This is a genomic window from Gammaproteobacteria bacterium, assembly GCA_016705365.1.
Classification (GTDB): Bacteria; Pseudomonadota; Gammaproteobacteria; order Pseudomonadales; family UBA5518; genus UBA5518.
Genome location: JADIYI010000006.1, coordinates 68,945 through 87,776 on the forward strand (window position 1 = coordinate 68,945; position 18,832 = coordinate 87,776).

15 protein-coding genes, 1 pseudogene and 3 riboswitches are annotated in these 18,832 nt (G+C 64.0%); of the genes and pseudogenes, 12 read left to right on the top strand and 4 right to left on the bottom strand.

Annotated features, from left to right (window positions below):
• The first annotated feature begins 63 nt into the window (after positions 1–63).
• The 4 genes and pseudogenes from IPF49_06290 to IPF49_06305 all read left to right on the top strand — a co-directional run bounded on the left by IPF49_06290 (position 64) and on the right by IPF49_06305 (position 6,833).
• A pseudogene (locus tag IPF49_06290) lies at positions 64–2,077 on the top strand (sulfotransferase).
• Between the two features lie 69 nt (positions 2,078–2,146).
• Positions 2,147–4,549, top strand: coding sequence for a TonB-dependent receptor (locus IPF49_06295; GenBank protein MBK6287239.1), 2,403 nt, complete (start codon positions 2,147–2,149; stop codon positions 4,547–4,549).
• A 129-nt stretch (positions 4,550–4,678) separates the two neighbouring features.
• Positions 4,679–6,055, top strand: a complete 1,377-nt coding sequence (locus IPF49_06300) for a M20/M25/M40 family metallo-hydrolase (protein ID MBK6287240.1) — start codon at positions 4,679–4,681, stop codon at positions 6,053–6,055.
• 58 nt (positions 6,056–6,113) lie between these two features.
• A complete protein-coding gene (locus IPF49_06305) occupies positions 6,114–6,833 on the top strand; it encodes a hypothetical protein (protein MBK6287241.1) in 720 nt (239 codons plus the stop codon).
• 9 nt (positions 6,834–6,842) lie between these two features.
• Here the strand turns inward: IPF49_06305 and IPF49_06310 are convergent, their stop codons facing one another.
• Positions 6,843–7,403: an aspartyl/asparaginyl beta-hydroxylase domain-containing protein gene (locus IPF49_06310; GenBank protein MBK6287242.1), complete on the bottom strand. Its 561-nt coding sequence runs from the start codon at positions 7,401–7,403 to the stop codon at positions 6,843–6,845.
• A gap of 17 nt (positions 7,404–7,420) precedes the next feature.
• Entirely contained in the window at positions 7,421–9,118 is a 1,698-nt protein-coding gene (locus IPF49_06315) for an amidohydrolase (protein MBK6287243.1), read from the bottom strand.
• A gap of 90 nt (positions 9,119–9,208) precedes the next feature.
• Here IPF49_06315 and IPF49_06320 point away from each other — a divergent pair, with 90 nt between their 5' ends.
• Entirely contained in the window at positions 9,209–10,489 is a 1,281-nt protein-coding gene (locus IPF49_06320) for an amidohydrolase family protein (protein MBK6287244.1), read from the top strand.
• 24 nt (positions 10,490–10,513) lie between these two features.
• Here the strand turns inward: IPF49_06320 and IPF49_06325 are convergent, their stop codons facing one another.
• The gene (locus IPF49_06325) at positions 10,514–11,656 is read right to left on the bottom strand and encodes an acyl-CoA dehydrogenase family protein (GenBank protein MBK6287245.1); all 1,143 of its coding nucleotides are present in this window, start codon (positions 11,654–11,656) and stop codon (positions 10,514–10,516) included.
• 51 nt (positions 11,657–11,707) lie between these two features.
• Complete coding sequence (gene corA / locus IPF49_06330) at positions 11,708–12,673, bottom strand: magnesium/cobalt transporter CorA (protein ID MBK6287246.1); 966 nt, start codon at positions 12,671–12,673, stop codon at positions 11,708–11,710.
• 377 nt (positions 12,674–13,050) lie between these two features.
• Between corA and IPF49_06335 the strand changes: the two genes are divergently transcribed.
• The 7 genes from IPF49_06335 to IPF49_06365 all read left to right on the top strand — a co-directional run bounded on the left by IPF49_06335 (position 13,051) and on the right by IPF49_06365 (position 18,827).
• Complete coding sequence (locus IPF49_06335; protein MBK6287247.1) at positions 13,051–13,566, top strand: nuclear transport factor 2 family protein; 516 nt, start codon at positions 13,051–13,053, stop codon at positions 13,564–13,566.
• A 47-nt stretch (positions 13,567–13,613) separates the two neighbouring features.
• Complete coding sequence (locus tag IPF49_06340; GenBank protein MBK6287248.1) at positions 13,614–13,823, top strand: type II toxin-antitoxin system RelE/ParE family toxin; 210 nt, start codon at positions 13,614–13,616, stop codon at positions 13,821–13,823.
• A 41-nt stretch (positions 13,824–13,864) separates the two neighbouring features.
• A riboswitch (SAM riboswitch) is annotated at positions 13,865–13,942 on the top strand.
• A gap of 32 nt (positions 13,943–13,974) precedes the next feature.
• Positions 13,975–14,079, top strand: a riboswitch (SAM riboswitch).
• A 51-nt stretch (positions 14,080–14,130) separates the two neighbouring features.
• Complete coding sequence (locus IPF49_06345) at positions 14,131–14,361, top strand: hypothetical protein (GenBank protein MBK6287249.1); 231 nt, start codon at positions 14,131–14,133, stop codon at positions 14,359–14,361.
• A gap of 9 nt (positions 14,362–14,370) precedes the next feature.
• Positions 14,371–14,474, top strand: a riboswitch (SAM riboswitch).
• 54 nt (positions 14,475–14,528) lie between these two features.
• Complete coding sequence (locus tag IPF49_06350) at positions 14,529–16,007, top strand: AAA family ATPase (protein MBK6287250.1); 1,479 nt, start codon at positions 14,529–14,531, stop codon at positions 16,005–16,007.
• Complete coding sequence (locus IPF49_06355) at positions 16,004–16,450, top strand: hypothetical protein (protein ID MBK6287251.1); 447 nt, start codon at positions 16,004–16,006, stop codon at positions 16,448–16,450. The genes IPF49_06350 and IPF49_06355 overlap by 4 nt, the downstream gene beginning before the upstream one ends.
• Positions 16,447–17,757 (top strand): VWA domain-containing protein, encoded by a 1,311-nt coding sequence (locus IPF49_06360; protein ID MBK6287252.1) that lies wholly within the window; start codon positions 16,447–16,449, stop codon positions 17,755–17,757. The genes IPF49_06355 and IPF49_06360 overlap by 4 nt, the downstream gene beginning before the upstream one ends.
• Positions 17,754–18,827 (top strand): methionine adenosyltransferase domain-containing protein, encoded by a 1,074-nt coding sequence (locus IPF49_06365; GenBank protein ID MBK6287253.1) that lies wholly within the window; start codon positions 17,754–17,756, stop codon positions 18,825–18,827. Before IPF49_06360 ends, IPF49_06365 begins: the two co-directional genes overlap by 4 nt.
• The last annotated feature ends 5 nt before the right edge of the window (positions 18,828–18,832 follow it).

The window sequence follows — 18,832 nt, forward strand, 5'->3', positions numbered from 1 at the left end:
GCGCGCATCACGTGAGATCGGCCGCGATCAGGCACCGGGGGGAACCATGCAGGACAGCAGATCATGAGTGGCGCGCCCGAACCGACGGGCAGTTTCGATACCGCCATCGAGCATGCCAACCGGCTGCTGCAATCGGATCCGCAACTGGCCGCGGAACAGGCCACCGAGATCATCCGCGCGGTGGGCCGGCATCCGCGGGCGGTGTTGGTGCTCGGCAATGCGCAATTGCGCTGCGCGCAGATCGAAGCTGCGCTGGCCACACTCGAGGCACTCGTTGCCGAGCAGCCCCGCTGGGCGCTGGCGCAACTCGCGCTCGGCGTTGCGCTCGGGCGTGCCGGCAACGGCGAGCGCGCACAGGCGGCGCTCGAACGCGCCGTGGCCCTCAAGCCCGATCTTCCGGATGCCTGGCTGGCGCTGGCCGACCATCGCAACGCCATCGGTGACCACGAGGGAGCCGATGCGGCCTACACCCGCCACATCAAGGCATCCACCCGCGATCCGCGCCTGCTGGCAGCCGCCTCGGCACTGGTCGAGAACCAGATCCCCGAGGCCGAGGCAAGGCTGCGCGCGCACCTGCGCGAATCACCGACCGATGTCGCGGCCTTGCGCATGTTTGCCGAGGTCGCGGCGCGACTCGGGCGCCAGGAAGACGCCGAGCACCTGCTCGAGCGTTGCCTGGAACTCGCGCCCGGTTTTGATGCCGCGCGCCAGAATTACGCGCTGGTGCTGTATCGCTCGAACAAGCCCGAGGCCGCGCTGGCCGAAATCGCCACCCTGCTCGCGATCGAGCCACGCAACCCGGGCTACCGCAACCTGAAGGCGATCGTGCTCGGCCATATCGGCGAATACACACAGGCCATCGAGTTGTTTGGCGAGTTGCTGGCCGAGTACCCCGGCAGCGCCAAGGTCTGGATGAGCTACGGACACGCGCTGAAAACCGCCGGCGATACCGAACAGAGCGTCGTCGCCTACCGCAAATGCATCGCGCTCGAGCCCGGTCTCGGCGAAGCCTGGTGGAGCCTCGCCAACCTGAAGACGCTGCGCTTCGATGCCGCCGACCTGGCCGCGATGCGCGCCGCGCTGGCACGCGAGGACCTGGCCGATGAAGACCGTTTGCATTTCGAGTTCGCGATCGGCAAGGCGCTCGAGGATGGCGCCGAGTATGCGGATTCCTTCGCCCACTACGCCGAGGGCAACCGGGTGCGGCGCGCGGGGATTCATTATTCGGCCGATGCGACCAGCGCGCGCGTGCAGCGCACGCTCGAAACCTTCACCGCGGATTTCTTCGCGACCCGCGCCGGCTTCGGCTGCGCAGCCCGCGATCCGATCTTCGTGGTCGGCCTGCCGCGCTCGGGCTCGACGCTGATCGAGCAGATCCTCTCCAGCCACAGTGCGGTGGAGGGAACCATGGAGCTGCCGGAGATTCGCGCCCTCGGGGACATGCTGCGCGAGCGCGCCGAGGGCGGCGACAGCTACCACGCGGCGCTCGCCGCAATGGATGCCGCGCAACTGCGCGCCCTGGGCGAGAGCTACCTGGAACGAACCCGCATCCAGCGCAAGACGGCGGCGCCGTTTTTCATCGACAAGATGCCGAACAACTTCATGCACCTCGGGCTGATCCACCTGATCCTGCCGAACGCACGCATCATCGACGCCCGGCGCCACCCGATGGCCTGTTGTTTCTCGGGTTTCAAACAGCATTTTGCCCGTGGTCAGCATTTCAGCTACAGCCTTCCCGATATCGGACGTTACTACGCTGACTACGTGCGGCTGATGGCGCATTTCGACGCGGTCTTGCCACGTCGTGTGCACCGCGTGTTCTACGAACGCATGGTCGGCGATACCGAAGTCGAAGTACGCCGCCTGCTCGACTACTGCGGCTTGCCCTTCGAAGCGGGTTGCCTGCGTTTCTTCGAGAACGAACGCCCGGTACGCACCGCCAGTTCGGAACAGGTGCGCCAACCCATCTACACCGGGGGGGGTTGAGCAGTGGCACCACTATGAAGCCTGGCTCGAAGCGCTGAAAATCGCGTTGGGACCGGTGCTGGCGGCCTATCCCGCCACACCGCGCAATTGAGTTAGAATCTTTTTCGTTCGTCTGAATACAACAAGAGCAGAGCTACCAATCAACAATTTTCAAGGGGAAATGCCGATGAAACGCATCAAGAAAAACAATTCTTCCGTATTCGCAAGGCTGCCGCTGGCCGCTGCGATCGTTGCGCTCAGCCCGCTGTCGCTTGCCCAGCAAGCTGTGCCACGAGGCCAGCTCGAGGAGGTGATCGTTACCGCACAGAAGCGCTCGGAGAGCATGCAGGACGTACCGATCAGCATTCAGGCCCTGGGCAACCAGAAGCTCACCGAGCTGAACGTGCACGATTTCGAGGACTTCTCGAAGATGATGCCGAGCGTCTCGGTACAGAGCTTTGGCCCCGGCCTGTCGCTGGTGTACATGCGCGGCGTGGCCAGCGGCGGCGACGGCAACCATTCGGGTTCCTCACCGAGCGTGGGCACCTATCTCGACGAGCAGCCGATCACGACGATTACCGGCGCGCTCGATATCCATATCTACGATATCGCGCGGGTCGAGGCACTGGCCGGCCCGCAGGGCACGCTGTACGGCGCCAGCTCGCAGGCCGGCACCATCCGCATCATCACCAACAAGCCGGAACTCGGCGAGTTCTCGGCGGGATACGGGCTGGAAGGCAATACCGTCGAGGATGGCGACCAGGGTTATCTCGGTGAAGGCTATGTCAATCTGCCGATATCCGACAACGCGGCGATCCGCCTGGTCGGCTGGGCCAAGCACGATGCCGGCTACATCGACAATGTCGGCGGCCGGCGCGGTTATCGCGCACTGGGCGTCGTCAGCGAGAACTCGAAATATGCCGACAACGACTACAACGATGTCGACACGTATGGCGGGCGCGCATCCTTGCGTATCGATCTGAACGACAGCTGGACAATCACACCCACGCTGATGGGTCAGAGCCAGTCGGTGAACGGCGTATTCGCCCAGGACAACACGCTGGGCGACCGCCAGGTCATGCACTTCTCCAAGGACGGGTCGGATGACCAGTGGTACCAGGCGGGCCTCACGATCGAAGGACGGATCGGCAATTTCGACCTGGTCTATGCCGGTGCCTACCTGAAGCGCGATGTCGAGGGAGAACTCGACTACAGCGATTACTCGTTCTGGTACAACGAGTATTTCGTCAACAGTCCCGACTATGCCAACGACTACCATTGCTACCTGCTGTTCGATACCGCGAACAGCGGCTACTGCGGCAATCCCAGCCAGTACATCCAGAGCGAGGACAATTTCGAGAAGCAGAGCCATGAACTGCGCGTTTCCTCGCCCTCCGACAAGCGCCTGCGATTCGTGGCCGGCCTGTTCTGGCAGGACCAGTTCCATGATATCGAGCAGCGCTACATGGTGAACGATATCCCGGTTTCGCGGGAAGTCACCGGCTGGCCCGACACGGTGTGGCTAACCAAGCAGGAACGCGATGACCAGGACGAGGCGATCTTCGGCGAGATCACCTACGACATCACCGAGCAATTCAGCATCACCGGCGGTACCCGCTTTTTCAGGACCAACAATGACCTGAAGGGCTTCTTCGGCTATGGTCTGGAGTTCCCGTACAGCGGTGGTGGCGGTGAGCGCAACTGCGTCGATGAAGCCGATTTCAACGGTGCGCCCTGCACGGTATTCAACAAGAAGACCGACGAGGACGACAATATCAGCAAGGTGAACCTGACCTACCACATAACCGATGACCATATGGTGTACGCGACCTGGTCGGAGGGTTATCGTGCGGGCGGCCTCAACCGCCGCGGCACCCTTCCACCGTACAGTTCGGACACCCTCACAAACTATGAACTGGGCTGGAAAACCACCTGGTTCGACAACACGCTGAGCTTCAACGGTGCCGTATTCCAGGAGGAATGGGAAGACTTCCAGTTCTCGATCCTCGGCCCCAACGGCCTGACGGAAATCCGCAATGCCGCGCAGGCGAAGATCAACGGGCTCGAGGTCGAGCTGAACTGGGCTGCAACCGAGGCGTTCACGCTCTCGGGCGGGTTTGCGCTGTATGACGCCTACCTGTCCGAGAATTATTGCGGATTCACCAACTCCAGCGGCTCGCCGGTGACCAACTGCGCGGTTGCCGAAGCACCGGAATACCAGGAGCTCCCGGTCACCGCCGAGAGCAAGGGGAACATCACCGGGCGCTATACCTTCAACGTAGCGGGCTACGATGCCTACACCCAGGCGACGGTGGTCTACGAAGGCAGCCGCGAGTCCGACCTGCGCACCGTCGAACGCGGCATTCTCGGCAAGATGGACGCCTACACCCTGGTCGACCTGTCGACCGGAGCGAGCTGGTGTGATGACACCTACAGCGTGGAACTGTATGTGAAGAACCTGACCGACGAAAACGCCGAGACCAACAAGTACGCACAGTGCGCCGAGGGAATCTGTGGCGCGCAGGTCTATTCGGGCGTGATCCAGCCACGCACCGTGGGCCTGCGGTTTGCACAGCAGTTCTGAGTGCCATCGGCTCCCGTCTTCGGGCGGGTGCCACTTCCACAATGTGTCGCGACCGGTAACGGCCGCGACATTTTTTTTCGCTCGCCCGCCAGGGAAGCGCTTCACACCATACGGTCAAAAGGATTGTTCATGCGCATTCGACACATGCTTCCGCTGCTGGTACTGGTTGCGTCGGCCCATGCCGCCCCAGCCGCCGTGGCCCCGGAAATACAGGCCCGCGCCATTCTCGAACATGCGGTCAATACGCGAACCGTGGCCGGCGCGGCACAGGTCCCGGTGCTCGCGGCCTGGCTTGCGGACCAATTGCGCGCCAGCGGTTTCGCGCCCGGCGATATCGAAATCCAGCCCTACGGTGAAACCGCGGCGCTGATCGCCCGCTACCGCGGAGCCGGCAACGGCGCCCCGCTGGTGCTCTCGGCGCACATGGATGTGGTCGAGGCAAATCCCTCGGACTGGGAGCGCGATCCCTTTGTGCTGACCGAGGAGAACGGGTTCCTCTACGGGCGCGGCGTGATGGACAACAAGTTCGAGCTCAGCATGGTGGTGGCCACCCTGGCGCGCTTCAAGCGCGAGGGCTATGTGCCGGCGCGCGATATCGTGCTGGCACTGAGCGGTGACGAGGAAACCACCATGATCAGCACGCGCGGGATTACCCCGCAGCTGCGCGGCGCCTGGCTGGTGATCAATACCGACGGAGATGCCAATCCTCTGGGCAGCGACGGCAAGCCGCTGGCATTCAAGCTCCAGGCCGCGGAAAAAACCTACGCCAGTTTCGAGTTGCGCGCGCACAATCCCGGCGGACATTCGAGCCGCCCGCAGCCCGACAATGCGATCTACCAACTCGCGCACGCCCTGGTTCGCCTGCAGCAGCACGAGTTTCCGCTGCAATTGAACGAGGTCACCCGCGCCTACCTCGGTGGGCTGGCGAGCCAGGCACAAGGCGCGCAGCGCGCGGCGATGGAGCAACTGGCGAAAGATCCGCACGATGCGCAGGCCGGCGCCCTGCTCAGCGCAGACCCTGAATACGTGGGCATCCTGCGCACCACCTGCGTGGCCACGATGCTGAATGCGGGGCACGCGGAAAACGCGCTGCCGCAACGCGCCGTCGCCACCGTCAATTGCCGCATCCTCCCCGGCACCCCGATAGACAGCGTGCGCGACACGCTGGTGCAGCTGATCGCGGACCCCGCGATAGAGGTCGAACTGCTCGATCGCTACCCGGAAGCACCGGCCTCGCCGTTGCGCGACGAGGTCACCACCGCCCTGCGCAAGGCAGTGGATATCCGCTACCCGGGATTGCAGATCCTGCCAAGCATGGCGGCCGGCGCCAGCGACAGCATGTACTTCCGCGCGGCCGGCATCGACAGCTACTGCGTGACCAGCCTGTTCATGCATCCCGAGGACGATTATGCGCACGGGCTGAACGAGCGCGTACCGGCGGATGCGATTGCACCCTCGCTCGCATTCTGGAACGTGCTGCTGCGCGAACTGGCCGCGAGCCCCTGATCCGGCGCGTGCGCGCGGAGCGCGATTGGCGATGCCCCGATGCCCGAAATGCGGCCATGTGCGCAGCGCAGCGGACCCGAGCGTGCACGAAGGTGTGTGTCCTGCCTGCGGCATCGCCTATGCGAAATGGCGCCGGCCCCGCCAGCGCCACCCGCGTGGGCGCGCCGCGACGCAACCGTCGGCGAGCCTGGCGGAAAGACTGTGCTGTCAACTGGGCGAACTGCCCGAACGTCGCGATCCGCCGAGCCTGATCGCGCGCCTCGGGCTGCTTCTCGCGCTGAGCCTGTGGACGCCGTGGTTCGTGCTGCACGGAATCGATTGGGAAATCATCGGCGGCTCGTTCATGCACAACGTCAACCTGCCGTTCCACGAGTTCGGTCACCTGTTGTTCGCACCCTTTGGCCATTTCATGGCGATTCTCGGCGGCAGCCTGTTCCAGCTGCTGTTGCCGCTGGGGCTGACGGCCTTTTTCGTGATCCGCCAGCGCGACAATTTTGCCGCGGCGGTGACCCTGTGGTGGACGGGGCAGAGTTTCGTCGACCTGGCACCGTATATCGCTGACGCACCGTACCGGCTGCTGCCGCTGGTCGGTGGTGGCGGCGAGGAAAGCCACGACTGGGGCAACCTGCTGACGATGCTCGGCGCGCTCGACAGCAGTCTTGCGCTGGCGCGTGCAAGCTTCACGACCGGCGCGCTGCTGATGTTGCTCGCGCTCGGCTGGGGCACCTGCCTGGTGTATCTGCAATACCACGCCCGGGATGCGGCGGGAAGCGCGTAACAGGAGCACTCAGCCGCGCTCGATACGCTCCGCCGGCACGTAGTCAAAAATGAATGTGATGCGATCCTCCGTACCCTTGTTCATCACGCTGTGGTTGAGCAGATTGTTGATCTCGTAGGCGCGCCCGACTTCGAACTGGTAAGGACGGCCATCGATCATGAAGCGCACCCGCGGGTTGGTCGTGATCGGTACGTGGATGCGATGCCCGCAGGCAAACGAGGGATGACTGTCGCGGTGTGGCGCGATCACCTCGCCCGGCAACAGCTTGGCCGCCATGGCGCGGATGATGGTGCCACCCGTGCTATAGCAGCGTTCGATGATGTCCTGCATCAACGGCACCGCCGGTTCCGCCAGCAGATCCCAGCCCGCCTCGCGGGTCACGCTGATCGCGGGCCAGCCGGAACCATCGGTGAACACCATCACCACCGACTCGGTGCGCCGGTGCACATCGTAGTCCTGCTGGCGCTGCTGGTTGGCCAGCCAGGCCGCGCGATCGAGCCCCAGGATCGCATCCGCCAGCGCCTGCATGTTCACGGGACCCAGGTCCCGCAGTGGCACACCGATATCCATCGCCTGTTCGCTCCCGCCTACTTCTTTTTTCGGTAAACCCACACGCCATCGATCATGGTGCCGAGCACCTGCGTATCGCGCACGACCGTACCGGCGGCCAGCGGATCGCGATCGACCAGCACCAGGTCCGCGGCCTTGCCGACGCGCAGCGATCCGGTTTCATCCTCGATTCCGAACATGCGTGCCGCATCGATCGTGTACGCGCGCAGCAACACCTCCACCGGCAGGGCCTGTTCCGGCACCAGCGGCGGACGTTGCGGTTCCTCCGGGTTACGCCGCGTGTGGCCGATGTCGATCGCCTCGAACGGGTTGAAGGAACTCACGTTCCAGTCACTGCCGCCCACCACCACGCCACCGGCATCGTGCACACCACGGGCCGGGTACATATAGCGCATCCGCGCGGCACCTATATACGGCGCCACCGCCTCGATGCTGTAGGGATTCGGTTGCGCCCACAGCAGCTGGAACGACGCGAACACATCGAGCGCGGCGAAGCGCGGCCAGTCCGAGGGTTCGATCAACTGCAGATGGCTGATGCTGAAACGCACCCCTCTTCCCGCCGCGGTGGCACGAGCGGCGGCAAACGCATCGAGCGTCTCGCGCACCGCGCGATCCCCGATCGCATGCACATGCACATTGAAGTCCTGCGCCGCCGCCGCGCTGACAAAACCCGCGAATGCGCGTGGTGCGACGTAGACTTCGCCGCGGTTTGCGCCGGGCTTGCCGTCGGCATCGAGATAGGGCTCGAGCAATGCCGCGCTCTGGGTCGGGTACTCGATTACCCCGTCGGCAAAAATCTTCACCGTATCGAGCGTGAGGTGCGGCAGACCGCGGTACTTCTCGCGCCAGGCACTCATCTCCGCGATGCTCGCGCTGCCGCGCGCCACGTCCGCCGCCAGCGCCGCGAATACGCGTGGCACCAGGCGCTTGCTGCGTGCCAGCTCCGCATAGACCTCGAGTTCCGCGGGATGCACCGCCGCGTCCATCACCGCGGTGATTCCCACCGCCTGCATCGAGGCGAAAACCCGCGCGGTGGCCTCGACCTTGCTCGCCAGCGAATCCTCGGGCAGCAGAGCGGTGAGCGGCTGCTGCGCGTTGTCGATCAGGTGACCGGTGGGCTCGCCATGTGCATCGCGGGTGATGCGCCCCCCCCGGGGATCCGGCGTGTTGCGATCGATGCCGGTGAGTTCGAGGCCACGAGTATTCACCCACGCGGTGTGTTCATCGGTGCCGAGCAGCGCCAGCGGCCGCTCCGCGACGATGCCATCGAGCGCCACCCGATCGGCCTCGAAAGCGGCGGGATTGAGATTGATCGCCACGACCCACTCCTCGGCACCGGCGGGGCCGTCCGCAGCCATGCAGGCATGCACCAGCGGCGCGATCGCGGCAATGTTCAGCGGCTCGTCGCCGAGACTGCAGTCATCGAGTTGCGCCGCACCGATCACCGGGTGGCTATGGGTATCGATGATGCCGGGCAGCAGCGTCGCACCGTCCACGTCCTCGACCAGCGTGCGATCGCCCTTGAATTCCAGCACCTGCGCGAGCGAACCCACCGCCAGCAGGCGCCCATCGGCGATTGCCACGGCCTCGGCACGGGGATTGTCCGTGTCCTGGGTCAGGACGCGCGCATGGGTGATGATCAGGTCCGCGTCACTCGCGTGCACCGCTGCCGCGAACACGCCCGCCCACACCGTCGCGATCCATGATGGTTGCATGCTGCTTCGCCCTTGCCCGATCCGGTTCGAGTCGCGATCATAGCGCAGGCGCCGAAGATGGCGCGCGTTTCACCATCCGGGATTGTTGTCATGTCACGCTCGCTGATTGTTGCCGCACTGCTGTGTTTTCTCGCCTCCCCGGGCTTTGCCCAAGACGGGCGCAAGGTGGTGCATGCGGGTCGGATGATCGACGTGATCAGCGGCAAGACGCTCGCCGACCGTGCCATCTGGATCGATGGCGAACGGATCGAACGAATCGATGCCTGGAGCACGGCCGCGCCCGGCATCACGGTGATCGACTGGTCAGACTACACCGTGGTGCCGGGGCTGATGGATATGCACTCGCACCTGGTCGGCGATATCCAGGGTGCCGACAGCATGAGCCTGCTCGCCAGCAGCGGGGCTCAGGACGTGATGCTCGGTGTGCGCCATGCGCGCGCCACGCTGCGTGCCGGCTTCACCAGCGTGCGCGATGTCGGGACCTATCGCGCGTGGGTCGATGTGACGCTGCGCGATGCAATCGACGAGGGCATCGTGCCGGGGCCGCGGATGTCGGTGGCCGGTGCCTACGTGACGGTGAGCAGCGGTGGCGGCGAACTCGTTGGCGCCGCGCCCGATGTGGTGATTCCCGCGGACATGCGGCGCGGTGTTGCGAACTCCGCGGATGAAGTGCGCCAGCGGGTGCGCGAACTGCTGCACGGCGGCGCCGATTTCATCAAGATCATCGCCACCGGCGCGGTACTGACTGCCGGAACCACGCCGGGTGCGCCCGAGTACAGCGAAGCGGAAATCCGCGCGGCCGTCGAGGAAGCGGCCAGGTACGGTACCTACGTGACGGCCCACGCGCACGGTGCCGAGGGCATCAAGCTCGCAGTGCGCGCCGGGGTGCGTTCGATCGAGCACGGTTCGCTGATCGATGACGAAGGTATCGCACTGATGAAGCGCAACGGCACCTGGCTGGTCGCCGATGTGTACAACGGCGATTACATCGAGGAAGTCGGGCGCCGCGACGGCTGGAGCGCCGAGATCCTGCGCAAGAACCTCGAAACCACCGAGGCCCAGCGCGAGGGCTTTCGCAAGGCCGTCAAGGCCGGCGTGAACATCGCCTACGGCACCGACGCCGGGGTCTATCCGCACGGCCTCAACGCGCGCCAGTTCGCCTACATGGTGCGCTTTGGCATGAGCCCGCTGCAGGCACTGCGCTCGGCCACCATCGATGCGGCGCGGCTGATGCGACACGAGGAAAACAGCGGCAGCATCGAAGCCGGCAAGTACGCGGACCTGGTTGCCGTCAAGGGCGATGTGCTCGCCGACATCAGCCTGCTCGAACACGTCGCTGCCGTGATCAAGGGCGGGCAGCCGCTCGAATGATTGTCACGAATTTCCCAACCGGGATCACTTCAGTACATCCCGGCTGATCAGCTCCTTCATCACCTCGGAGGCACCGCCATAGATGCGCTGCACCCGCGAATCGGCATAAAAGCGCGAGATCGGGTACTCGCGCATATAGCCGTAACCACCAAACAGCTGCAGGCAGCCGTCGGCCACCCGGTCCTGCAACTCGGTGCAGCTCAGCTTTGCGATGCTCGCGGTTGCGGTATCCAATTCGTCGCGCATCAGGCTGGCGATGCAGCTATCGAGAAAACGCTCGTGCACGGTCACCTCGGCGGCCATCTCGGCCAGCCTGAAGCGCGTATTCTGCATGGCAGCGAGCGGTTGTCCGAAGACGTTGCGCTCCTTCACGTATGCCACGGTGATATCGAGCGCACCGCGCGCGTGCGCCGCCCCGCCGATTGCGAGCACCAGGCGCTCGCGCGGCAGCTCGTTCATCAGCACCGCAAAGCCGCGGTTCAGCTCGCCGAGCAGCTTGTCGGGCCCGACTCTCACATCGGTGTAGAACAGCTCCGAGGTGTCGGCGGCGTGCTGGCCGAGTTTCTCGAGATTGCGTCCACGGCTGAAACCCGGCGCATCGGCGTCCACCAGCAACAGCGAGATGCTCTTCGAGCCACGAGCGCCGGGATCGGTCTTCGCCGCCGTGATGACAAGGTCGGCGTGCTGGCCATTGGTGATGAAGGTCTTGGAGCCGTTGATTTTCCAGCCATCGCCGTCTGCCTGCGCGCTGGCGCGGATTGCCTGCAGATCCGAACCCGCGCCGGGCTCGGTCATCGCGATCGCACCGACGCATTCACCGCTCACCATTCGTGGCAGGTAATGCTGTTTCTGCGTCTCGCTGCCCGCATTCAGCACATAGTGCGAAACAATGTCGCTGTGCACGGCGATGCTGCAGGCCAGCGCGAGGAAGCCCGCGCGGGCCAGCTCCTGCTGTACCACCACCGAGAAACGGAAATCGGCACCGATACCGCCGTATTGCTCGGGGATGTCGGTGCCCAGCATGCCCGCCTCGCCGAGCTGCAACCAGATCTCGCGCGGCATGATTTCCGCACGCTCCCAGCTGTCGTAGAACGGCGCCACCTGCTCGCGGGTAAAGCGGCGTACATTGTCGCGGTATATCGCGAGTTCGGTGTCCTGTTCGGTCATGGTGCCGCTGCTTCCCTCGATCGCTGATTAGGCGCCAGCGCGCCATTTGCCTCAGAGCCAGCCCACCCGCTTGAATTGCCGGTGCAACAGCCAGCAGGCCACCGCAATGGTCAGCAACGCGGCCGGATACCCGTAGCGCCATTGCAGCTCCGGCATCACCTCGAAGTTCATGCCCCAGATGCCGGCAAAGGCCGTCGCGACCGCAAAGATACCAGCCCACGCGGCGAGTCGCTTGTTGACCTCGTTCTCTTCGATACTGACCATCGACAGGTTGACCTGGATCGCGGTGCCGATGGTGTCGCGGATGGTATCGATCGAGGCATTGATCCGTGCCAGGTGGTCATAGACGTCACGGTAATAATCCCCGGCCCCGGCGCAGACCCGTGGCGCGCGCCCGCCGTAAAGCTTGGAGGCCGCCTCCATCAATGGCGCAACCGCGTGCTTCAGCAGCATTACCTCGCGTTTCAGCTCGTAGAGCCGCTCGATATTCGCGCGTGCGGTGCCTTTCACGAAAATCTGCTCCTCGATGGTCTCGAGCTCGGTCTCGAGCTCGTCCATCAACGGGAAATAGCCGTCCACCACCGCGTCCATCAGCGCATACAGCACGAAGCCGGCGCCGTGGCGCAACAGATCCGGTTCACGCTCGCAACGATCGCGCACCCCGAGAAAGGTATGCGAACTGCGCGCGCGCACCGACAGCACGAAATTCCGGCCGGCAAAAACGTCGAGTTCCCCGACCTGTATTTCACCCTCGTGACGCTCGAGCAGATGCATCGCGGCAAACACCGAATCGCCGTATTCCTCGAGCTTGGGGCGCTGATGACCATGGCGCGCGTCCTCCACCGCCAGTGGATGCAGATCGAACTCCTCCTGCATCTTGTCGAGTTCCGCCGGCTCGGGATCGCGCATCGCGACCCAGATAAAACAGTCATCACGGCCGATATATTCAGAGATATCCTCGACCGCGACATCCCTGAGCTTGTTGCCCTCCTGGTACACCACACAGTTGATAAGCATTTGCCGGCTCCAGCATCGCGTCATATATCCATTCAAAATAGCGTGGCCACGACACTTTGACCACGCCGCGCTCCAACATTCACGATTCCCTCGGGACGCCATGGCAGCGATGCCCCCTTTCGCCCGGGAAGCGGACTGCTCAGCGGCGGGAGCAAGTCCTTCACCCTGGTGGCGCGCGGCACCGTGATCGTCGATCGCGAAGGGATCTCGCGCCACATCGAGATAGTCCCGCAGCCCGGTCAGGAACCGGACTACGAAACCGCGGGCCGGGCAGCATCCGGATTGAAGCAATTCGTGACCGTAAACCTTTTGCGCTGCGCAGCGCAAAAGGTTTACGGTCACGAATTATCCCGAATTACTCTACTGGAAACCAAGCCATGGACCCCAACCTCCTCCACACCGCCGCGCACAAGCTCATCGCGTTCCACAAGCAGGCGCAGGAGCGCAACGAGTGGACTTTTTTCGTCGACGCGATGTACGCGCCCGGATGCGTCTATACCTGCGAGTACGCCGGCACCATGCTGGTACGCGCCGACGGCATCGATGAGATAAAGGCCACCCACTACGGGCGCGACATGCTCAAGGGCTGGGACGGCTGGACCTTCCCGTACCTGGACGTCTACATCGGCAGCGAGGGCCGCGTGATCACCCACTGGATGAACCGCGGGCCGGGCAGGCGCGCGGACGGGCGATATTTCGAGACTCCCGGCGTTTCCTTCATCACCTTCAACAATGGCGGCAAGATCAACTCCCAACTCGACCTGTTCGATCTGGCGCACCAGATGCGCCTGTGCGACGAACTCGAACAGCACGGCCTGCTGTCGGCCGAACTGAAACAGAACTGGGTGATACCAATGAAAGCCAGGTTGGTTGAAATGCTGGCAGCGGATTAATTGGGGTCAGGATTAATTGGGGTCAGAGGCATTTATTTTCCAAATAAATGACTCCGACCCCAATTAATCAACGCATCCTGGCGCGCATCAACGAGCTCGCAGCCGATCCCCGTGCCCAGGGCTGCGAAAAATTATCGGGAAAGGAGCACTACCGGGTTCGGCAGGGCAACTACCGTATTGTCTACGAGATCCGCGATAGGGTCTTGGTGGTGGTCATGGTCAAGGTTGCCCAGCGCAAGGATTCCTTTCGCCCTTAGGCAAAAATACCAATTGCCATCGCTCCACAACCGCGAGTACCATTTCCGTCAGCGCTGATTTGATTCTCGGATTGCGGGCGCTTTAGAAATTCAGCTAAAGAGGGTGTTTCAAAAACCCGCTTTGGTCGTAACCGAGCGGGTTTTTTTACACGTTGTGCATCGAGAGTGGGCTGACGCCCCGCCAACCTGCCCCCCTGAGGCAAGGTGGTGTACCCGCAAGGGTGATGCGGCCGGACCGGCAACTGTTTCAGGTCCACTGCGTACGTCAGCACGTTCCCGATGCCAGCAGGCAGCGGAGAAACGCACCATGTCCATTCCATCGGCTGAACTGGCCAATCCATTCACCAGCGCCGAGTTCGAATTGCTGCGGCAGTTTTACGCCGGCGTGCCCACGCGCGTATTGCGGCGCGAATTCGCGCTCGATCCTTGGGCGCTGCTCAACCGGCACCGTCATCTGCCTCCGGCACAGCACCAGCGGTTGCTGCACGAACTGCGTGCCAGACCGACAAGCCCCGAGGAAATCGCCACCACCGGATAGAAGCAACACGACACGCATCACGAGTGAGCTGAGGCTCCGCCAACCTGCCTGCCCGGGCAAGGTGGTCGCCCCGCAAGGGGGATGTGGCCGAACCGGCAACAATACGGGAAGCGCTTCAGCGCCTCAGCTCCCGATACGTTTCAACCCCACGTACCAGGAGTACATCGATGAGCCCCAAGACCAGGAAAACCACGCGCCAGACGCGCACCGTCAGCAGCGCCGCAGCGGCCAATGACACCGGCAACGCACTGCAACCGCCGACTTCCGACCGTTTCGCCACCATCGGCGCCTACGGTTTCGCACCAGTACAGATTGCGCTGCTCGCGGCACTGGTCACCGAGGACCCGCTGCTGCTGATCGGCCGCGCCGGCACCGGCAAGACCTATCTGCTCAACAGCATCAGCGAGGCACTCGGGCTCGAGCACCGGCACTACAACGCCAGCCTGATCGCCTTCGATGATCTGGTCGGCTTCCCCTACCCGGATGACGAACGCCAGAGCGTGCGCTTCCTGCAGACCCCGGCCACGATCTGGGGGGCGCAATCGGTGCTGGTCGACGAGATCAGTCGCTGCAAGCCCGAACACCAGAACCGGCTCTTCTCGCTGGTCCACGAACGGCGCATCCAGGGCATCGCACTGGAGAGCCTGCGTTTTCGCTGGGCCGCGATGAACCCCTGCAGCGCCGATCAGCAGGACAACGGCGAATACCTCGGCAGCGAGGCGCTCGACCCGGCCCTGGCCGACCGTTTCGCGATCATCGTCGAGGTGGGTGACTGGGCCGGGCTTAGCGATGCCCAACAACGCCTGGTCGCGAATCCCGGTGGCGAGGGCTTGCTCGCCAACGATAACGGCGCGCTGCGCACGGATATCGAAGGCTGGCGCGCATGTTTTGTGGCCGATATCGCCAACTGCCCTGCGCTGCTCATCGAGTACGCACGCATCGTGACCGGCGAACTCGGCAGGAGCGGGCTGCGCATCTCCCCACGCCGCGCTCGACTGCTGGCACGCAGCCTGCTTGCCGCGAGCATCATCGAGGGAAAGGTGCGCGAGGCATCGGTGCACACCATCCTCGAATGCAGCCTGCCGCAACGCGCCTCGGGCATCGTCCCGCTGCCGGCCAAGATCGCAGCCGCACACCGTATTGCGTGGGATGCCAGCCTCGCCACCGGCATCGACAAGTGGCTGCACGATTTCCATCTCACGCCCACCCTCGATGCCAAGCTGCGTGTGCTGGCCGAGAGCTGCCCCGGCCCCGATGCCGGCACGCTGGCGATCGAGCAATTCCTGGCCAATGATCGCCCCGAACGCTGCGCGGCCTTCGCCCTGGCGCTGTACCCGGCCGCGCTGCGTGGTTACTTGCCGCTCGGCGCCGAGGCAATCGGCGATCTCGGCCGGCTTGCCACGGAGTTGCTCAGCATCGACGGCGAGATCAGGTGGCAGGAAAGCGCGAGCCAGAACAGCACCACACACCCCGAACTGGCCGGGCTCATGCGCATCGTGGATGCGCTGCAGCCGCACAATCGTCAGCACCGCGCGCGGCAGTTGTTCTACTGGTCACTGGTGAAACGCATCGCGATCGATCAACCCGCCGTGCTCGAGCAGGAATTCAATGCCTGCATCGAGTATCTTCGCGCGAGGGCCGCGTGATGCACATCCACTCCAACCCCGGGCAGCGCTGCAATGCGGGTGCGCCGATGGGTCGCATGCGCAGCCAGCCGATCAGCAGCTCGATCCTCGGCACCGGTGCAAATGGTTACGGCTGCCCGCTGGTGATCAGCGTGGGCATCGATTTCGGCAAGCGCGACCCGCTCAATACCATTCTCAAATTGCTGGAAAAGAAGCGCATCCACGACCCGGAAGCCTTGCGCGAGCGCTATGAACTGCCGGCGGAACCCTGCATCTGCGCCGAATGGCGCGAACCAAAGCCGTTGCGCTTTGCCGCAGCCACTGTTGACGAGTTGCTTGTCCAGGTGCTGCTGCTCGGTCTGTGCACCGCACAGTACTTTGATCCGCAGCGTCCGCTGCTGCTGACCCGTGCCAGTCTCACGCGACGGCTGCAGCTCTACGCCGGCCGGGGGGTCTACGCATGAACCACCAGATGTTTCACGCCATTCTGCGCGAGCTGATCGACGAGAATCCATTCGCCTGCCGTGCACTGCTGAGAATTCTCGAGGTGGTTTTCACCAGCGAGGTAAAAACCCTGGCGGTGAGTTGCACCGCGCAACCACAACTGCTGGTCAACCTCGATTTCGTGCGCGAGCACTGCAGGAATGATTACCACGTCAAGGCCGTTCTGTGTCATGAGTTCCTGCATGTTCTGCTGCGCCATACCGAGCGCAACGCGCCCGCCAGTCTCGAGGAACACCTGGCGCTGGACGCGGTGATCAACGCGATCATTCACCGCCAGCTCGGCGAAAACTACAGCAGCTTCATGAGCGTCTTCTACGCCAGGGAAACCGGCGTGCACCGGCTGCTGCGGTGCCAGCGTAATGATGAAACCACGCACCGATCAATCGACAAGGCCTTCAGCGGGGTCTGGAGCGGTCTCTACCACGGAAAATTCCTGGCCGATGATATCCGTGAGTTCGCCCACGACCTGCGCGACGGGCGGCGCAGCGTTACACCCCGCGGCGGCTGGCTCGGCAACCACGATTGCCAGCAGGACAGCGGCATGTCGGAGGCCGTGAGCGATGCACTGGACCGCACGCTGAGGGCAATGAACGGCGACGGCATCTGGCGCTCGCAACCCGGGCGCGGAATCACCGCCCATGCCTACAGCAATCGCACCACCGGCACCGATCAGGCCATCGAGCACTGGCGTCGCAGCGCCTGGGCGGTACTTCGCAAGCACCTGCTGCCCGATCCCGAGGGTGCGAAAACCGAGTTCGAGACCGTGAACAGCAATCTGCCGGTACTCAGTCCCGGCGACCGACGCAGCTTCGCACGCGCGTTATGGAGCCCGCTGATTCCCGAAGCCGCCTGGCAACACCCGCGTCGCAGCCAGGGCGCCACTGCCCAGGTGTACCTCGACGTAAGCGGTTCCATGAACGCGGAAATGCCCTTGATCGTGGCGCTGCTCGCGCGTCTCGGCACGCACATCCGCCGTCCGTTCTGGGCCTTCAGCAACGTGGTTGCGCCCGCGCGGATCATCAACAACCGTCTGCGCGCCGACACCACCGGCGGCACCAGCATTGCCTGCGTGCTCGCCCACCTCGCCCGTACCCGACCCCAATCCGCGGTAATCGTGACCGACGGCTATATCGAGTCCGTCGAACCGCAGTGGCTTTCAGCCTGTGCCGGCATCCGGCTGCACGTGATCGTGACCCGCGACGGTTCGCCCGCCCTGCTGCAGCGTGCCGGTATCCCCTACACCCAGCTCGGGAGACTGCCCGCATGATCAGGGTTTCCGAAACCGTGTTGCCGGGTCACCCGGACAAGTTCTGCGACCAGGTCTGCGATGCGATCGTGCAGCACTGCTACCAGGTTAACCCGCAAGCCTACTGCCAGGTCGAGATGAGTTGCTGGAGCGACCAGGTATTCCTCACCGGCGGCATCGTAACGGCCCGGCCACTGCGCAAAACGCTGGAGCAGATCGTGCGCGAGACCGGCCACGAACTCGGCTATGTTGCCGGCAATGCCATCGACGCCGAGCGCTATGCCATCCACAGCACGGTATGCCAGAACATCGGGGTAGCGCGTCAATGGACGCGGCATGTGAACGATCAGTGCATCTCGGTAGGCTGGGCTGGCTACGACGAAAAGCTCGCGTGGCTGCCACCGGAGCATTTTCTTGTCCACGTGTTTCGCGAAGCACTGGTTGCCAGCTTTGCAGGTGGACGGCTGCATCGCCAGGGGCCGGACGGCAAGCTGATCGTGCGCCTGCGCGAAAACCACGACGCCTGGGTGCTCGAGCATGTGCTGCTGACCGTGCAGCAACTGGAGGATAGTTGCATTACCGAGGTGTGCGCGGCCGCGTGCACCGAACTGGGCACGGCCTACGAAACGCTGCGAGCGCGCGACCGACGCTGGGTGGCCGACTGGTGCGATGTCGAGTTGCTGGTCAACCCGAATGGCCCGCTGGTCAATGGTGGCAGCGACGGCGACAACGGCCAGACCGGGCGCAAGCTCGCGGTCGATTATTACGGCCCACGCGTGCCGATCGGTGGCGGTGCGATGTCGGGCAAGGACCTCAGCCATATCGACCGCGCCGCGGCCTATGCACTGCGCCAGGCTGCGATCCACGCCGTGCAAGGGGGTGCGAGGGAATGCCTGGTTACCGGGGTGTGGGCACCCAACCAGGGCGAGCCGCTGGATATCATCTGGCAACTCGCGGACCGCGGGCCACGCCTGCCGAATGAATGGTTCGCGCATCAGGCGATGATGGAGCGGCAGGAGGTGTCGGTGGTGGATCGCAGGCTGGCGACGGGGAGGCATTTTTACGACAGCGATCTTCCCTGGAACCGTTAGAAGCC